The organism is Caloramator sp. E03, from assembly GCF_006016075.1.
GTDB lineage: Bacteria > Bacillota > Clostridia > Clostridiales > Caloramatoraceae > Caloramator_B.
In genome coordinates, this window is sequence record NZ_CP040093.1 from 850,266 (window position 1) to 867,822 (window position 17,557).

Annotated in this window: 16 protein-coding genes; 3 read left to right on the plus strand and 13 right to left on the minus strand. The window is 31.2% G+C overall.

Going from position 1 to position 17,557, the window contains the following annotated elements:
* Positions 1-31: 31 nt before the first annotated feature.
* The 12 genes from def to FDN13_RS04415 form a co-directional block, all read right to left on the minus strand.
* The gene (gene def, locus FDN13_RS04360; RefSeq protein WP_138979086.1) at positions 32-508 is read right to left on the minus strand and encodes a peptide deformylase; all 477 of its coding nucleotides are present in this window, start codon (positions 506-508) and stop codon (positions 32-34) included.
* Positions 509-618: 110 nt separating this feature from the next.
* On the minus strand, positions 619-1,248 hold the full coding sequence (locus FDN13_RS04365; protein ID WP_168190072.1) for a V-type ATP synthase subunit D: 630 nt from the start codon (positions 1,246-1,248) through the stop codon (positions 619-621).
* A gap of 2 nt (positions 1,249-1,250) precedes the next feature.
* On the minus strand, positions 1,251-2,633 hold the full coding sequence (locus FDN13_RS04370) for a V-type ATP synthase subunit B (RefSeq protein ID WP_138979088.1): 1,383 nt from the start codon (positions 2,631-2,633) through the stop codon (positions 1,251-1,253).
* A complete protein-coding gene (locus tag FDN13_RS04375) occupies positions 2,626-4,398 on the minus strand; it encodes a V-type ATP synthase subunit A (protein ID WP_138979089.1) in 1,773 nt (590 codons plus the stop codon). The genes FDN13_RS04370 and FDN13_RS04375 overlap by 8 nt, the downstream gene beginning before the upstream one ends.
* A gap of 4 nt (positions 4,399-4,402) precedes the next feature.
* Positions 4,403-4,732, minus strand: coding sequence for a V-type ATP synthase subunit F (locus tag FDN13_RS04380; protein WP_207670906.1), 330 nt, complete (start codon positions 4,730-4,732; stop codon positions 4,403-4,405).
* Positions 4,719-5,708, minus strand: coding sequence for a V-type ATP synthase subunit C (locus FDN13_RS04385; protein WP_138979090.1), 990 nt, complete (start codon positions 5,706-5,708; stop codon positions 4,719-4,721). Before FDN13_RS04385 ends, FDN13_RS04380 begins: the two co-directional genes overlap by 14 nt.
* A gap of 86 nt (positions 5,709-5,794) precedes the next feature.
* Entirely contained in the window at positions 5,795-6,397 is a 603-nt protein-coding gene (locus tag FDN13_RS04390) for a V-type ATP synthase subunit E (RefSeq protein ID WP_138979091.1), read from the minus strand.
* Positions 6,398-6,410: 13 nt separating this feature from the next.
* A complete protein-coding gene (locus FDN13_RS04395) occupies positions 6,411-6,917 on the minus strand; it encodes a V-type ATP synthase subunit K (protein ID WP_078696638.1) in 507 nt (168 codons plus the stop codon).
* A gap of 12 nt (positions 6,918-6,929) precedes the next feature.
* A complete protein-coding gene (locus FDN13_RS04400) occupies positions 6,930-8,864 on the minus strand; it encodes a V-type ATP synthase subunit I (RefSeq protein ID WP_138979092.1) in 1,935 nt (644 codons plus the stop codon).
* Complete coding sequence (locus FDN13_RS04405) at positions 8,851-9,177, minus strand: ATPase (protein ID WP_138979093.1); 327 nt, start codon at positions 9,175-9,177, stop codon at positions 8,851-8,853. Before FDN13_RS04405 ends, FDN13_RS04400 begins: the two co-directional genes overlap by 14 nt.
* Before the next feature lie 213 nt (positions 9,178-9,390).
* Positions 9,391-11,055, minus strand: coding sequence for a B12-binding domain-containing radical SAM protein (locus FDN13_RS04410; protein WP_138979094.1), 1,665 nt, complete (start codon positions 11,053-11,055; stop codon positions 9,391-9,393).
* Positions 11,056-11,250: 195 nt separating this feature from the next.
* The gene (locus tag FDN13_RS04415) at positions 11,251-12,003 is read right to left on the minus strand and encodes a zinc dependent phospholipase C family protein (protein WP_138979095.1); all 753 of its coding nucleotides are present in this window, start codon (positions 12,001-12,003) and stop codon (positions 11,251-11,253) included.
* A 343-nt stretch (positions 12,004-12,346) separates the two neighbouring features.
* Here FDN13_RS04415 and FDN13_RS04420 point away from each other — a divergent pair, with 343 nt between their 5' ends.
* The 3 genes from FDN13_RS04420 to spoVB all read left to right on the plus strand — a co-directional run bounded on the left by FDN13_RS04420 (position 12,347) and on the right by spoVB (position 16,634).
* Entirely contained in the window at positions 12,347-13,462 is a 1,116-nt protein-coding gene (locus tag FDN13_RS04420) for an aminopeptidase (RefSeq protein WP_138979096.1), read from the plus strand.
* A gap of 137 nt (positions 13,463-13,599) precedes the next feature.
* Entirely contained in the window at positions 13,600-15,084 is a 1,485-nt protein-coding gene (locus tag FDN13_RS04425) for an IS1182 family transposase (protein ID WP_243120266.1), read from the plus strand.
* Between the two features lie 62 nt (positions 15,085-15,146).
* Positions 15,147-16,634: a stage V sporulation protein B gene (gene spoVB, locus FDN13_RS04430; protein WP_138979097.1), complete on the plus strand. Its 1,488-nt coding sequence runs from the start codon at positions 15,147-15,149 to the stop codon at positions 16,632-16,634.
* Positions 16,635-16,644: 10 nt separating this feature from the next.
* Here spoVB and FDN13_RS04435 read toward each other — a convergent pair whose 3' ends face one another.
* On the minus strand, positions 16,645-17,553 hold the full coding sequence (locus tag FDN13_RS04435) for an RluA family pseudouridine synthase (RefSeq protein WP_138979098.1): 909 nt from the start codon (positions 17,551-17,553) through the stop codon (positions 16,645-16,647).
* Positions 17,554-17,557: the final 4 nt, after the last annotated feature.

Sequence of the window (17,557 nt, forward strand, 5' to 3'; positions counted from 1 at the left end):
TTGTCAAGCCTGTATTGATTGAAATTTTAAATTAACCTCTTACTTCATCATCTTTATAGATTTCATAAGCTCTATCTGTATACATTATTCCATCTAAATGATCAATTTCATGGCAAAAGACTCTACATAAAAGTTCTTCTGCCTTATAACTAACCTCCTGCCCCTTATCATTTATACCTTTTACAATAACTTTTGCAGGTCTTTCAACATATCCATAATATCCTGGATAACTTAAACAACTTTCTTCACTTTCTTGTTTTCCTGAAAAACTAACAATTCTTGGATTTATTAAAACTATCGGATCTGCTCCATTTCTTAAATCTATAAAAATTATTCTCTTATTAACCCCTATTTGAGGTGCAGCAAGTCCTATTCCATTATCTGTACTATATAATGTATCCTTTAAATCTTGAATTATATTTTTTATTTTATCATCAATTTTTGCAACGCTTGTGCTTTTGGCTTTAAGTGCTGGATGACCTTTTTTAACTATTTCTCTTACTGCCATTTTCATTCCTCCCAAAACTCAAAAATTAATTGAACTTTATCTATTATATCATATATTTTATTCGTAACATTTATTTTTAATCACTTAAAAAAGGCTGCGTTTTGCAGCCTTTATTTTTGTATCATAGTTTTTACCTTCATTAACCTTGTTAACGTTCCTCTTTCGTTTTCATCAAGCTTCATAGTAATATACTTTATTGTCTCTTGAAGCTGAGGAATCATAACATATTCAAGAGCATTAACCCTTCGTCTTGTCTTTTCAATCTCATCAGCCATAAGCTGACATGATTTTTCAACCTCAGCAAGTTCTAAAAGATGAGGCATTATATCATATAGCTTTTTTATTGCACTATCAAGTTCACCCGTTGTTGTAGCATATCCATAAGGATAGATGCTTGCTCCTTCTTTTCCTTCCCTTACAAATTCCATTACAGGTACATTAACGCTCATTATATTTTTCTTTGATATGTTAAGGCTTATTTTTTCTGTAGGCATTATAATTGCCTCTTCAAGGGACTCTGTAGACATTACGGCCTTAGCCATCATAAAATTCTTTAAGGATTCAGTAAGTTCTCTCTCGACATTTTGCCTTAATTCATTGTTCTTTTTTATAAGCTCAATAAATTTTTTCATAAGCTCATCTTGCTTATCCTTTAAGAGTTTATGTCCCCTTGATGCAACTTTTAGCCTCTTTTTTAGCCTTGTAAGCTCCATTCGGGTTGGATTAACATTTAGTTTCATTCCTATTCAACCCCTTTTTTGGGAAGGTACTTTTCTATATATTCATCTCTTATTCTCTTTAGCTCTGATTTTGGAAGTATAGATAGGAGCTCCCAGCCAATACTTAATGTTTCTTCTATGCTTCTGTTTTCATATTCACCTTGAGAAACATATCTCTTCTCAAACTCCTCAGCAAACTTTGCAAAGAGCTTATCTGTATCGGACAGTGCAGATTCTCCAAGTATTACTGCAAGTTCCTTTGCTTGTTTACCTTGAGCATAAGCTGAAAAGAGCTGGTTCATTGTATCTGCATGATCTTCTCTTGTTTTACCCTTACCAATACCTTTATCTTTAAGTCTTGAAAGGGATGGAAGAACATCAATCGGGGGCATTACTCCTTTTCTATAAAGTTCTCTGCTTAGTATTATCTGACCCTCTGTAATATATCCTGTAAGGTCAGGAATTGGATGAGTCTTATCATCTTCTGGCATTGTAAGTATTGGAATCTGGGTTATTGAACCTTCCCTTCCTTTTATTCTTCCTGCTCTTTCATATATAGTTGAAAGGTCTGTATAAAGATAACCTGGATATCCTCTTCTTCCAGGAACTTCTTTTCTTGCAGCAGAAACCTCTCTTAAAGCTTCTGCATAGTTAGTCATATCTGTCATAATAACAAGAACGTGCATTCCTTTTTCATAAGCAAGATATTCAGCACAGGTTAAAGCCATTCTTGGTGTTGCAATTCTTTCAATTGAAGGCTCATCAGCAAGATTTATAAATAGAACTGATCTATCTATAGCACCTGTTTTCTTAAAGTCAGATATAAAAAAGTCTGCTTCTTCAAAAGTAATACCCATTGCAGCAAATACAACTGCAAACTTACTATCAGCTGATAAGACTTTTGCCTGCCTTGCTATCTGTGCAGCAAGCCTTGCATGAGGAAGACCTGATCCTGAAAATATAGGAAGCTTTTGCCCTCTTACAAGAGTGTTAAGTCCATCTATTGCAGAAATACCCGTTTGAATAAATTCAGAAGGATAATCTCTTGCAACAGGGTTAATAGGCTCTCCAGATATATCCAGCCTTTTTTCAGGAATTATCTTTGGACCTCCATCTTTTGGCCTTCCAAGTCCATCGAATACTCTACCAAGCATATCCATTGAAACTCCAAGTTCCAATGTTCTTCCTAAAAATCTTACTTTACTATCCCTAAGATTAATTCCAGCAGAACTTTCAAAAAGCTGAACTAAAGCTTTATCCTCATTGATTTCAAGAACTCTTCCACGTCTTATCTCTCCTGTTTGAGTTTCTATCTCAACAAGTTCATCAAAGGCAACCTTTTCAACCTTATCAACAAGCATAAGTGGTCCTGCAACTTCTCTTATCGTTCTGTATTCTTTAAGCATTTACTGCACCTCCCTCATAAAGAGAGTTTATCTGTTGTTTTAGTTCATCAAATATTGCATCAATCTTTTCCATTTCAGTTTCAGGTATATATTTTGCCCTTGCTATTTTCTCTCTAACTGGGAGAACAGTTAATTTACTAAGGTAAACCCCATTATCAAGGGCGTTTTGTGCAAGATGATAAAAATCAAGTATAAGTTTTAACATCTTTGATTGTTTCTTTAATGATGTATAGGTATCAATTTCATGAAAGGCATTTTGATGCAAATAATCCTCTCTTAAGGATTTAGCAGCCTCAAGAGTTAACCTGTCTTTCTCAGATAGAGCATCAATACCAACAAGCCTTACTATTTCCTGAAGTTCATCTTCTTCCTGAAGTATCTTCATAGCTTCTTTTGTCATCTCTACCCATCCGCTTATTCCCATATTTTCAATATATGGTCCTATTTTATCAAGATAAAGTGAATAGCTCAAAAGCCAGTTAATAGCTGGGAAGTGTCTTCTATATGCAAGCTGAGAATCAAGTCCCCAGAACACCTTAACTATTTTTAATGTTGCCTGAGTTACAGGCTCTGATAAGTCTCCACCTGGAGGTGAAACAGCTCCTATAACTGTTAGGGCACCTATTCTTCCATCACTTCCAAGGCATTCAACTTTACCTGCTCTTTCATAAAAAGCTGCAGCCCTTGATGTAAGATACGCTGGATAACCTTCTTCTCCAGGCATTTCCTCAAGACGACCTGACATCTCACGAAGAGCCTCTGCCCATCTTGATGTTGAATCAGCCATTATAGCAACAGAATATCCCATATCCCTAAAATATTCTGCTATTGTAATTCCTGTATAAATTGAAGCTTCTCTTGCTGCAACAGGCATATTAGAAGTATTTGCTATAAGAACAGTTCTTTTCATAAGAGGCTCGCCTGTTTTAGGGTCTTTTAGTTCAGGGAATTCCATAAGAACATCTGTCATCTCATTTCCACGTTCCCCACATCCAATATAAACAACAACCTCTGCATCTGCCCACTTTGCAAGCTGATGCTGCACAACTGTCTTACCACTACCAAAAGGTCCTGGTACACATGCTGTTCCACCCTTGGCAACTGGAAAGAATGTATCAATTATTCTTTGCCCTGTAATCATTGGTTCTTCTGGAGCAATCTTGTTCTTATAAGGTCTTCCACGCCTTACAGGCCATTTTTGCATCATAGTAAGGTTATGTTTATTACCATTCTTGTCTTTTACTACTGCAACAGTATCTAAAACTGTAAAGTTTCCTTCTTTTATATCCTCAATCTGACCTTCGATACCATAAGGAACCATTATTCTATGTTCAATTAGAGTTGTTTCCTGAACAATACCTATGATATCTCCTGGTACAACATTATCACCAACTTTTTTCATTGGTTTGAAATTCCATTTTTTCTCCCTATTTAACGATGGTACATCTACACCTCTTGCAATAAAATCTCCTGCAATATTTCTAACAGCATCGAGAGGGCGCTGTATTCCATCAAACATTGCTTCTATAAGGCCAGGTCCAAGCTCAACACTAAGGGGCTCTCCAACTGATTCAACTGACTCTCCAGGGGCTAATCCTGAAGTTTCCTCATATACCTGAATAGAGGCTCTATCTCCTCTCATTTCGATTATCTCACCAATTAACCTTTTCTGACCTACTCTTACAACGTCAAACATTTTTGCATTTTCCATTCCCTCTGCAATAACAAGAGGACCTGAAATTTTTACTATTCTTCCGTTACTCAAGCTATCAACCCTCTTTCTTTGATAAAATATCTACTCCGACAGCTTTTTCTACATTTTCTTTAATATTAGCCATACCAATTCCAAGACTTCCATTGCTTCCTGGTATCAGAATAATTGCCGGAAGCATTTGATTTTTATATCTACTAATAGTTTCTTCTATGTCCTTTGCAACAGTTTCGGTCACAAAAATTATTCCATAGCCGTCTCTTGCCATAGCGTCTACTGCCTTCATAGCTTCCTCTGGGCTTTCTACTGCTTTTACAGTAAGCCCAAGTGCAAGAAAGGCTATAACTGCGTCTTTTTCTCCTACTACTCCTATTTTATACATAAACATCACGCAGCCTTTCCCTTATAATATCAGGGCTTACTTCATTCTTTTTTCCTGTTAATATAATCCTGATAATCTTTATTTCATTTTCCCTTGCTAAAATGTACGCAATTAATGGGTCTGGTCCAAAACTTACAAGCTTTGCTTTTTTTAGATAGTCAATTATAAAGTTATCACCATATTTCTCAATACTTCCAAGATCACCTTTTTTGATATATTCTCCTATTCCTTCCTTTATCCATTTAAAGTGATCTGTATGTATTATTTTATTTGTAAAGCTTTCAAGTGAATCAGTAACATTATTAATAAATAAATCCTTATCAAGTCTTCCTCCGGGTAAAAATACTTTTTGCATAAATTCGCGGCCACGTTCTTGAATATTTACCCTTATAAAAGATTTTATATTTATTATGTCTATCATAAGTCTAACAATATCTAATAGATACTCCATTTTGCTGTTTTCTGCTATTTCAAGCATATAGGCATATATTCCTTTATCTATTGTTATGTCAATTTCCTGTGGATCCTGATGGTTTTTATAATTTTCAAAGGCTTTTTCAACGTAGCTTCTTAGTGTTTTAGGTAAATCTCTAAAGTTTTCTTCTTTTATCATAATAACAAGCTTATCAAGAGGAATTGTACCTGCATCTACAGTAAGATAAAGAGTATCAATTCCTGAAAGTTTACCCTTTATAAGGCTTTTTATATTGTGTCCGTCATAGCGAAGGGCTAAAATGTCAACAACTTCTTTTATAGGAGATATTTTGTACATTTCCCTATAAAGATCAGCAGTTGCTTTTTTTAGTCCCTCTTCATAGCTTGGTATTAAAAGATAGCTTCCATATTGAGTATCTTGAAGAAACCTTAAGCAGTCATTAAAATCCCTCGCCTCAACCATCGCTTCGATTTTAGCCTTGTCAATCATTTTTGTTTCTAAAGATCTTATTCTTGCAATACTCTGTGCAAAAATAGTATTATCCATATCTTGCCCTCCCTTTCTAAGTTCGGAGGTAAATCTCAGAGCCAATCGGCATCTGTTTCCCTTATTCCTTCCGTAATTTTGTAATATTATTTGCTAAATAAGAGAGTTGCAATTTCACCCTCAAGGTTTTCTCTAAATGCCCTTATTTGGGAATCTATTGAGCAATTAATCTCAAGTCCACCTTTTTTAAGTATGAAACCAGATAATATGTTTCTAACTTCACTGCTCAATTTAAGGTTTCCATTTTTACCTTGCCTTTTCAATTCTGCATTTACTTCATCGATAATATTTGTATTTATTCTTTCTTTATCCTTGCTTGAGAAAATAACTTCTTCATCTCCAGTTTCAACATTATTTATTAAAAGTTTTTTTATAAAGTTTGCATATTCATCATTATTCATTGAAGATACTCTTTCAATTACAAGGCTAAACACCTTATCAATTACCTGCTGTTTTGCTGAGAGAATCAAATTTCTTGCATCAAGCTGAGCTCTTGCAATAAGTCTATCTTTTTTTTCCCTTCCATCCTTCTCTGCCCTTTGCTTTATATCTTCAAGAATCTCATCAGCCTTTAATTTCGCAGCATTTATAACCTCATCAGCCTTTGATTTTGCATCGTTTTCTATCTCAGCTGCTCTTTTTCTGTCATCCTCTAAAAGTCTGTTTTTTAAATTATCAACTCCGGCCATTTGTGCCACTCCCTCATATCTTTATATTAACTATCATAAGTATTGATGTAATAAGTGCAACAACGGCATAGGTTTCAACCATAACTGCATAGATAACACCATTGAAGAACTTTTCAGGTCTCTTTGCAAGAATCTGAATACCTGCTGCTGCTGTCTTACCCTGTGATATTGCTGAGCTATATCCAACAAAGGCTATTGGAAGAGCAGCCATCAAAAGCAAGAACCCTTGACTTAAGGATAACTGTGCAAGATTTCCTGATAAAAGCCCTATTCTTGAGAGAATTATTAGAGCTGTTATAAAGCCATAGAATCCTTGGGTACCTGGAATAACCTGAAGGATAAGAGTTTTACCGAATTTTTCTGGTTCTTCAGTAACAAGACCTGCTGCAGCTTGACCTACTATTCCAACTCCTCTTGCTGAACCTATTCCGGCAAGAAGTGCAGCAAGTGCAGCTCCAAGAAGTGCAAGTATTGGTCCTCCAAACTGTTTTAAGAAAGCAACAAATGTAGTAAAATCCATAAATATTCCTCCTTATCTTTCTGTATTTACCTTTATAAATTTTGTTTTTATTTTTAAAGGCTCGAAGGCTTTGCCTCCTCCTTCATAAAACTTACCAAAGAATTCAAGGTATTGTAATCTGCACGTATGAACAAAGGTCCCAAGTGCACCAATTAAAAAATTAAATGTGTGGCCTGCAACAAATATTATTGGTCCAAATATATAGGCTATTGCTCCTTTTCCAAGAAGACCTACTAAAAGGTTAAAGGACCAGCCTATAAGTCCCGATGCAAGACCTAATGCTAAAAGTCTTGAGTAGGAAAGTGCATCTCCAAGATAGGATGTTACTCCATAAAGGGAATATAATCCTCCAAAGAACTTTCCAACTATTGACTCGTTTTCTCTTCCCTGTGTAAAGAGTATTATAAGGGCTCCAGCTATTGCCGTTATCTTTGCAATACCAACTCCTCCAACTCCTGCAAGGGAACCTAAAAGCATCCATATTAGGCCTGAAAGGAATATATACCAGGAAAAAACATCCATAAATGCATCTAATACTTTGCCCGATTTTATAAGACTATATGCTTTTACTCCAAGGCCTACATAAAGATGAACTATACCAAAGGCTATTGAAACTTTAAGCACATCCATAGGATTATCTACAGGATTTAGCCAAATAGGTTTAAATGTTATTATACCTCCAAAAAAGCTTCCATACAAAATTCCAAAGATTATAGTAGGTATACTGCAATATACAAGCAGCTTTATTATTTTTTTACTTTCTCCTTCTAAATCCATCTTTTTTAACATGAAAAGTCCAACTGCAAGCATAAGTATTCCATAACCTAAATCAGCCATCATCATTCCAAAGAACAGAAGGAAAAATGGCGTTAATACAGGCGTTGGATCTACCTCTGAAGGAAGCGGAAGTGCATACATTGAAGTTATAACTTCAAAGGGTTCCACTATCTGATTATTTTTCAGAAGTACTGGAGGTATATCATTTTCAGTTGGCTCCTCAAAAGATATATAAGCATCAGAAAAATTCTTAGATAAACTATTTATAATAGTATCCTCTTTAAACTCTGGTATCCATCCTTGAAGTATAAAGGTCTTTTGTGTTTTTATTAGGTTTGATACAGATCTTTCAAGTTCAAGCTTTGATGATAAATAGTCAAATACCTTTTCTATATCTTCTATTTTTTCACAAAGCTCTAAAGCTCTATCATTAAGAACTTTTAAATCATTATCGAGCTTCTCTAACTCTTCTTTAAAAGCTTTTATTTGCTTTTCTGGAGCCAATGTTAATTCAAAATTAATCTTTGTAAACCCATATTTTTTAAGTATATCGGATATTTTATTAGAATCCTCTCTATGACATAAAATAAAAACATTTACGTCTTGCTGTTTTTCTGATATCTTCTCAATATATACGTCATGAAAGGAAGAATTTAATTCTTCTATTATTTTATCCTCATACTTTTTAGTAATAGTACCTATAAAATAAGAAACGTTTTTTAACTTTAAAAGCTCATTATTAGAAATATCAAGATTAGACCAATTACTGTATTGTTCAATTTGAATGACTAATTTATTTTTCCTGTTTTTAATACTGTTTACATCATCGTCTATTTTCTTACATTCAGAATATATACTTTGCCAATCTACAGTTTCTCCTATTTTATCGAACTCTTCTTTAGTAATAACAGGCTTTTTAGCAAACATACTACCTTTTTCAAGGTTATGTTGCTTTAAAAATTCATAACAAAACTTAATCTTGTTATAGTCTATTTCTGTTTGAGATACAGTCTTATTTTCTTTAAAATAACCGATGCCCTCTACTTCTTCAGACAAATTCTTTAAATCAATTATCTGAACACAACCATTTGATTGTAATAGATCTAATATTTCATCTCTTTGGCTTTGATGAGCAACCACGGTTATTTTCTTCATCTTAACTATTGCCATGGCTATTCACTATCCTCTCAATAACCAAATTTACAGCCTTATTTAACCTATCCTTTGAAATTTCATTTAACTCTTTTATCACTTTATCGTTTTCATTTAAAATAGCCTGAACATCTTTTTGAGCATCTTTTTCATATTTTTGTATTACAGAATTATAATAATTCTCTGCTTCTGATTTTGCCCTATCTATAATTTGCTTAGCTTCTTCCTTTGCTCTTTTTTGAATTTCAAGGGCATTATTTTGAGCTTCCTTAATTAGCCTATCTCCCTCCTCTTCAATTTGTGTTATTTGTTTAACAATTTCAAAGGCCAAACTATCACCACCTTTGTACATTAAATAATTATGTATTTAAATAAAAATACAAATGCATAAATCTATTATACAACAGTTTTTTTAAAAAACTAAACTGTTTTTCATTTAAAAATCTGAAAATTTGATGATATTTAAAACAATTCATTTTATTTCTTTATTTTATTAATAATTTCTTCGTTTTTCAATAGATTTTATAATAAGTTTTGTTATTTTTTATATATAAAAATATTCTCCTTTTTCAATGTTAAAGATTACATAGGTATCTTGCTTTTCTAATGTTATACCTCCATTTTTCTGAATAATTTTATAACTTACTGGCAAACATAAAATTTTTCTAAAATCATTTAATCCAAAATTCATGTATATTATTTCACTATTTTGTATAATTATTTCTTTCTTATTTTCAATATCTCTAACTACTAAAAACTCAGGTATATAGGGCTTTTTAGAAGTTATAACATAATCATGCAGTAGTAAATTTTTTATCAAATCTTTATCAATCTTTTTTAATAAAAACTCATACATAAAGGAGAATTTATCCTTTAAATTGAAATTTTTAGAAAAAAAATCTCTCCTTTCTAATTCACAACTTAACTCATAGAAAAAATCAAATTCTGATTTTATTGTATCTAATACATATCCCATAGTTAGCTTAAAATTACCACTATTATAATATATTTCGAATACTTTTTCTATTTTATTTAGTCTTTCCATATCTATAAAGCTCATATCTTTAGTTGATAGAACTTGATAGGGAGGAAAACTTAAATACCTTATATCATATTTTTCAACTTCCTTTTCTATTGGTGAACCTTTTAAAATTTTTAAAAATCCAAGCTGAAGCACATCTGGCCGTATTTTCATACACATATCAAAGGATTTTTTTAAAGAGTGAATATCCTCTCCAGGAAGTCCCGCAATTAAATCAAGATGACAATGAATATTATTATGTTCTTTAATCCTTTTAACGTTTGCTTTTACAGCTTCAAAATCCATAATTCTATTTATATTTTTTAATATATCAGGGTTCGTAGTTTGTACTCCAATCTCAAACTGAAAAAGTTTTTGTGGAGCCATCTTTAATATTTCAAAGCACTCATCATCTAAAAGGTCTGCTGATATTTCAAAATGGAAAGTCGTTGTATTAGCATTTTCAATTAAAAAATTCCATATCTCTTTTGCATAATACTTATTTGCATTAAAAGTTCTATCAACAAACTTAACAAGCTTTACTTTATTATCTATAAAATACTTAAGCTCATTTTTGACCCTATTTATATCAAAAAATCTGACACCTTTTATTGTTGATGAAAGACAATAACTACAGTTAAAAGGACAACCACGGGATGCTTCATAATAAACTATTTTATCTGGTATCTCATCTTCATAAGGAAAGGGTAATATATTCAAATCTTTTATTAGCTCTCTTGATTTATTCCTTATTATTTTATCCTCATATTTAAATACAATTCCATCTACATGATAAAAACTTTGATTATTATATAATGCATTTAAAAGCTCTTTAAATGTTACCTCGCCCTCTCCTTCAATTAAAAAATCTATAAAATTATTTCTTTTTAAAAATTCTTCACCATTATAAGATACCTCTGGTCCCCCTAAAATTATTTTTATATTTTTTCTTACACTTTTTATTATGCTACATACTTTTAGTGTCTCTTCAATATTCCATATATAGCAAGAGAATCCTATAACATCAGGTTCCATTTTTAAAATATTCATAGATATATCTAAAAGATTTTCGTTTATTGTAGCTTCAAAAAGCTTAATATTATATTCTTTGCAATAGCTTTTTATATATCTTATTGCAAGGTTTGAATGTATGTATTTTGAATTAAGAGCTGCTAATACTATATTCATTCCTCATCCTCCAGCATCTTTTTATAAGTACTATCTATTATAAAACATTATAATTATATATTCATATAAATTAAGATTAAATTTTATAAATAAGCCCATAAACCTGCATAACCAATATAATATTACTAATTATATGCAGATTTATGGGGATTTCTATTTTTTAAAAAATAAGTACTTTTTATCAACCTAATAATTTTATAATATCTTTAAGCTATACTTTCTATGCTTTTTATTATTTTTAATTGGTGCTATTTTTTTAATATCCCTATAAAATTTCATAAAAAGACCTGCTGTTGTTTTTTGTGCCATAGTAAGAATTATAGAAGTTATTTTATAATATCTTTGATTTCTATCTTTAATACTATGATACCTTTTATAAGTATCCGTTGCTGTTTTTACATTTAGCTTTACATATTCTCCTATTGTATTAAAATATATACCTCCATTGCTAATTTTAAAATTTTCATGTTCATTATAAGTTCTAACAACCCATTGCTCATACTGTCTATGCTCATTTAAAAGATTTATGTTTACATGTTGTGGTACAGTTAAATCCTGTATGAGATGACATGATGCACCAAGGTAAAACATAGCCTTTTTAATATCTCCTTTTTTATACATATTTATAGCATGAGAATAATATCGTCTACACTCTAAAAGCGCATTGCTGCAGCCATACATTCCTTTATTTATTTCAGGATTATAAAAATGATTACTGCTTTTAAAATCCTGATCTGCCCATACAACTCCTGCATTGATATCATTAATATATTTATTAACAAGATTATAAGCTTTTTTATGTTTATCATTTTTTAATATTTCAACAGCCTGATTATTAATAAATTTGTGTACTTTACATTCAGTTTTTATTATCTTCTTTTTTATTGGATTAACTGCTTTTAAAACGTTTTTAAATATAAATGAATAAGTATTTTCTACAACTCCCATATAGTACACCAGACTTTAATCTTTATATTTAACCATTTTTATTATTTCACTTTCTCTAAAAAATATGAAAAATGTCCCCATTTAGGGACATCCATTAATGAAATAATATGTTTATAAACCTTACGTAACCTGCCTTTAACCACACAAATAATATTGTATTTAAAATGAAGTAAAATGTAAATAGAAAAATTTTTATTTTTAATTAATATATAGAACTTTTCTATATATTAAATTTTAACCAGAAAATAACAATATTATACATGATTATTTTGCTTATTTTTGTTGTAAATTATTATATATGTTATAATAATTAGGTAAATTATATTATAAGGAGGTAACCTTAATGGTAGATCCAAGAATAAAAGTGCTTGCAAAAAACCTTATCAATTATTCCTGCGAGCTAAAAAAAGGTGAAAAAGTTCTAATTGAGTCAATTGGTCTTGAAACTCCACTTGTAAATGAACTTATTAAAGAAGCATATAACGTTGGTGCATTACCTTTTGTTACAATTAAAGATAAATCCGTAGATAGAGCTTTATTAATGAATATTACAGAAGATCATGCTAAGCAAATTGCAAAATACGAAGCTTTAAGAATGAATGAAATGGATGCTTATATAGGAATACGTTCTGGCAGTAATACCTCTGAGCTATCAGACGTCCCCGGAGATAAAATGGAAATATATTTCAAATATATTTGGAATGAAGTACATAGCAAAATAAGAGTTCCTAAAACTAAATGGGTTGTTTTAAGATATCCATCTCCTTCAATGGCTCAAATGGCAAACTTAAGCACAGAAGCATTTGAAGACTTTTATTTCAATGTATGTAATCTTGATTACTCAAAGATGTCAAAGGCAATGGATTCACTTGTTAATTTAATGGAAAAAACAGACAAAGTAAGAATTACAGGTCCTAATACTGACCTTACATTTTCAATTAAGGGTCTTCCAGCTATTAAATGCGATGGAAAGCTTAATATACCAGATGGAGAAGTCTATTCTGCACCTGTTAAAAATTCTGTGAATGGCTATATTACATATAATACACCTGCTGAATATCAAGGCTTTACCTTTGAAAACATAAGGCTTGAATTTAAGGATGGCAAAATTATAAAGGCAACTGCTAATGATACTGAAAGGATAAATAAAATATTCGATACTGATGAAGGAGCAAGATACGTTGGAGAATTTGCAATAGGTGTTAATCCATATATATTAAAGCCCATGAAGGATACTTTGTTTGATGAGAAAATTTCTGGCTCAATTCACTTTACACCAGGTTCATCCTACGATGACTGTTTTAACGGAAACAAATCTGCAATACATTGGGATCTTGTTTATATACAAACCCCTGAATATGGCGGAGGAGAAATTTATTTCGACGATGTTCTTATAAGAAAAGACGGAAGGTTTGTAATTCCGGAACTTGAATGTTTAAATCCTGAAAACTTAAAATAAAAATGCCCGCAAAAGCGGGCATTTCAGACTGAAGACAAAGTATAAAATTTTTTTAAGAGAATCCTCAAAAGCAAAAAGGATTCTCTTAATTTATGTCGAATATATATAGTAAAGTATTAAATATGGTGGTGTTTAAAATGCTAACTAAAGAAAAAAATGAAAAACGTACACAAATAGAAATATGCTCAATTGATCAATTAGTACCAGAAAATCATCTGGTAAGAAAACTTGAGGCTGCTATTAATTTTGATTTCATATATGATCTTGTATCAGATAAATATTCTAAGGATATTGGTAGGCCAAGCATCGATCCAGTTGTATTATTTAAAATTGTATTTATTCAATATGTATTCGGGATTAAATCAATGCGCCAGACGATATCAGAAATTCAAACAAATATTGCATACCGTTGGTTTATAGGATATGGACTTTATGACCCAATTCCTCATTTCACTACGTTTGGCAAAAACTATGTAAGAAGATTTAAGAATACAGATATTTTTGAAAAAATATTTGTTAGAATATTAGAGGAAGCAGTGAATGCGGGATTAATCAAGTCAGACGCTGTATTTATTGATGCAACCCACGTAAAGGCAAATGCTAATAAGAAAAAATATGATAAGGTAAAACTCGAAAAAGAAGCCCGTGTATATCAAGAGCTTTTGGACAAAGAGATAAACGAAGATAGAGAGTTACATGGTAAAAAGCCATTAGATATGAGTAAAAAAAAACTAGAAGTTAAAGAAACAAAAATTAGCAAGACTGATCCAGATAGCGGAGTATTAAGAAAGAATGAAAAAGAGAAATGTTTTGCATATTCATTTCATGCTGCATGTGATAGGAATGGTTTTATACTTGGAATAACTGCTACAGCTGCTAATGTCCATGATAACACCATGTTTGATACAATATTAGAGCAAGTAAAAAAGAATGTTGGAAAGCCTGAATATATTGTAGTAGACGCAGGGTATAAAACACCCTATATATGCAAAACAATAATAGATCAAGGAATTAGACCTGTAATGCCATATACACGCCCAATGACTAAGGAAGGATTCTTTAAAAAATATGAATATGTCTATGATGAATATTATGACTGTTATATATGTCCTAACAATCAAATATTAAACTATAGGACAACTAATAGAGAAGGATATAGAGAATATGCATCAGATTCTAAAACATGTAAGGATTGCCCATATCGAAATAAATGTACAAACAGTAAAGACTATACAAAGGTAATAAACCGACATATATGGGCTGATTATGTTGAAGAAGCCGAGCATCTAAGATATACAACTCTTAATAAAGAAATATATGAAAAAAGGAAAGAAACGATAGAAAGAGTTTTTGCAGATATGAAGGAAAAGCATGGCATGCGCTTTACGACCCTAAGAGGATTAAAAAAAGTAACAGCGCAGGCGATGCTTGTTGCTGCTTGTATGAATTTAAAAAAGATGGCAAACTGGCTATGGAGGTCTGGGAAAACCGGACCTAATAAAGCTTTTTTGCTTAGAAAATTATATATCTTACATTTGAAAACAGCTCTTCCTTTATGGAGAGCTGTTTTTGTCTACAATCTGAAATGCCCGCAAAAGCGGGCATTTTTATTTATTATATAAAGTCATAGCATAAGGATTAAAGCCATATTTATAAAAAAGAGCAATATTTAAAAGGTATTAATATGAGGTATTCATCCTTTGCTGGAAAAACTTTGATATTAATAATTTCAAATATTATAACTGGAACCTTAGCCTTTATATTTTCTATAATTTTGTCAAAAAAAATTGGTTCAGAAGGAATGGGACTTTATCAACTTATAATGCCTATATATTCACTTTTTTTATGTATAACAGGTGGAGGAATAACAGTTTCAATTTCAAAGATTGCAGCAGAAAAAAAAGCCACAAATAATCTTAAAGAATTATATAGAACAATAAAAGTTATAGTAATTTTTGAACTTGTATGGTCAACACTTATTACTTCGGTTGTAGTAATGCTATGTAAAGTAATATCAAAAAACTTTTTATTTGATGAAAGAACAATGTATGGTATACTTGCTTTCTGCCCTGCACTTATAATAGTATCAATATCCTCAATATACAAAGGAGCTTATTATGGAATTCAAAAAGTAATAGAACCAGCCTTGATTGATATAATTGAAAAGATAATTAGAATAACAATGGTTTATTTTTTCTTAAACCTTGCAAAAAATATGAGCCTTGAAGTTAAAACAGCAGCTTCTGTCATCTCATTAAGCTGTGGCGAACTTGTAAGCCTTATTTTATTCCTTTTATGCTTTAAAGTTTATTCAAGAAATAACCCTGAGTATGGGAAATGCGATAATGACTTTCAATTATTGTTTAATGTCTTAAGGCTTTCTCTACCGCTTGCATTAAACGGAATACTTGGTACCATATTTACAGCTATTATAGCAGTACTTATACCAAAAAGACTTCAGATAGCAGGGTTTTTATATGAAGAGGCATTGTCTTTATTTGGTAAACTTGAAGGAATGGCCCTTACTATTGCATTTTATCCTTCTATTGTTATAAATTCCTTATGTGTTCTACTTGTTCCTTCAATTTCAGAAGCAATTGCTTTTAAAAAAGAAAGATCTATAACGAGAAAAATGAACTTATCTTTAAAGGTTACATCATTAATTGCATTTTCATCAGCAGCTATATTCTTTTCAATTCCTATAAGAATTGGAACTTTCTTTTATAATGATGAAATTGTAGGCTATCTTCTTAAAATGCTTTCATTAGGACTCCCTCTTGTTTATATTGAAATTACTCTTTGTGCACTTCTTAATGGTATGGGAAAGCAGGGAGCCCTCCTTATAAATTCAATAATAATTGCAATTTTTGAACTTATAACTCTCTATGTATTTATTGGCATTCCAAATATTAATATAAAAGGATATGGCATAGACTTTTTCTGTTATCCTATAATTGGTATATTATTAAATCTTAAGGAAATAAAAAAATCCTTTGAGTATACTTTTGATATTATTGGAATATTAATTTTACCATTTTTATGTTCAATATTACTTTATTTTATAATAACTTTACTATACACAAATATAAGCAGTACCCCTATATTAATATTGATATCCTATATAACTTATGGAATAATATATTATCCTATATATAAACTTACAAATATTTAATTAGGCTTCCTCATGTATTTTGAGAAAGCCCATTATTAACCATACTTAAAAGCATATTTATATCACTTGGTATCTCTGCTTTTATTTCGATACATCTGTTTTCTCTTATAGTATTAAACTTAAGTATATAAGCATGAAGTGCCTGCCTACCAATGAGGTTACTTTCCCTTCCATATAGAGTATCACCTATTAAAGGATGTCCAATATGGCTAAAATGGACCCTAATTTGGTGGGTTTTACCTGTTTCAAGCTCTATAAGTACGCTTGACATATCATCATTTGAACTTAAAACTTCATAATGGGTTATAGCCCTTTGTCCTTTTTCGACAACAGCTCTTTTAACTGAATCTGGGAATTCTCTATCTATAGGAAGGTCAATAGTCCCCTTACCTTCTATTCTACCTTCAACTACTGCTATATAATATTTTTTTATTTCATTTTTTTCAAGTTTTTTAGCCATAGCTTGATGTGCAAATTGGGATTTTGCAATAATTACAAGGCCTGAAGTATCTCTATCAAGCCTATTTACAAGCCTTACAATTGAATTTTGATTGGTTTTTCTAAAATAATTCACAACAGCATTAGCAAGAGTACCATAAGGATGTCCCTTTGTTGGATGTACAACCATAAAAGGAGGTTTATTTACGATTAAAAGATCATCATCTTCATAGCAAATTTGAAGGGGTATATCTTGAGGTTCTATATCCTGAGTTTCTGTTGTTTCAAGGCTTATAAGTAATTTATCTCCATATTTTAATATACTATTACTTTTACCTTGATTACCATTTATAAAAATATACCCTCCTCTAATAAGCTTTCTTGTAAGCCTTGTTGACATCTTAAGATCATGCTTTAAAAAATTTATAAGTTTAACCCCTTCTTTATCTTGATTTATTGTATATTCAAGAGTATTTTTCATATAT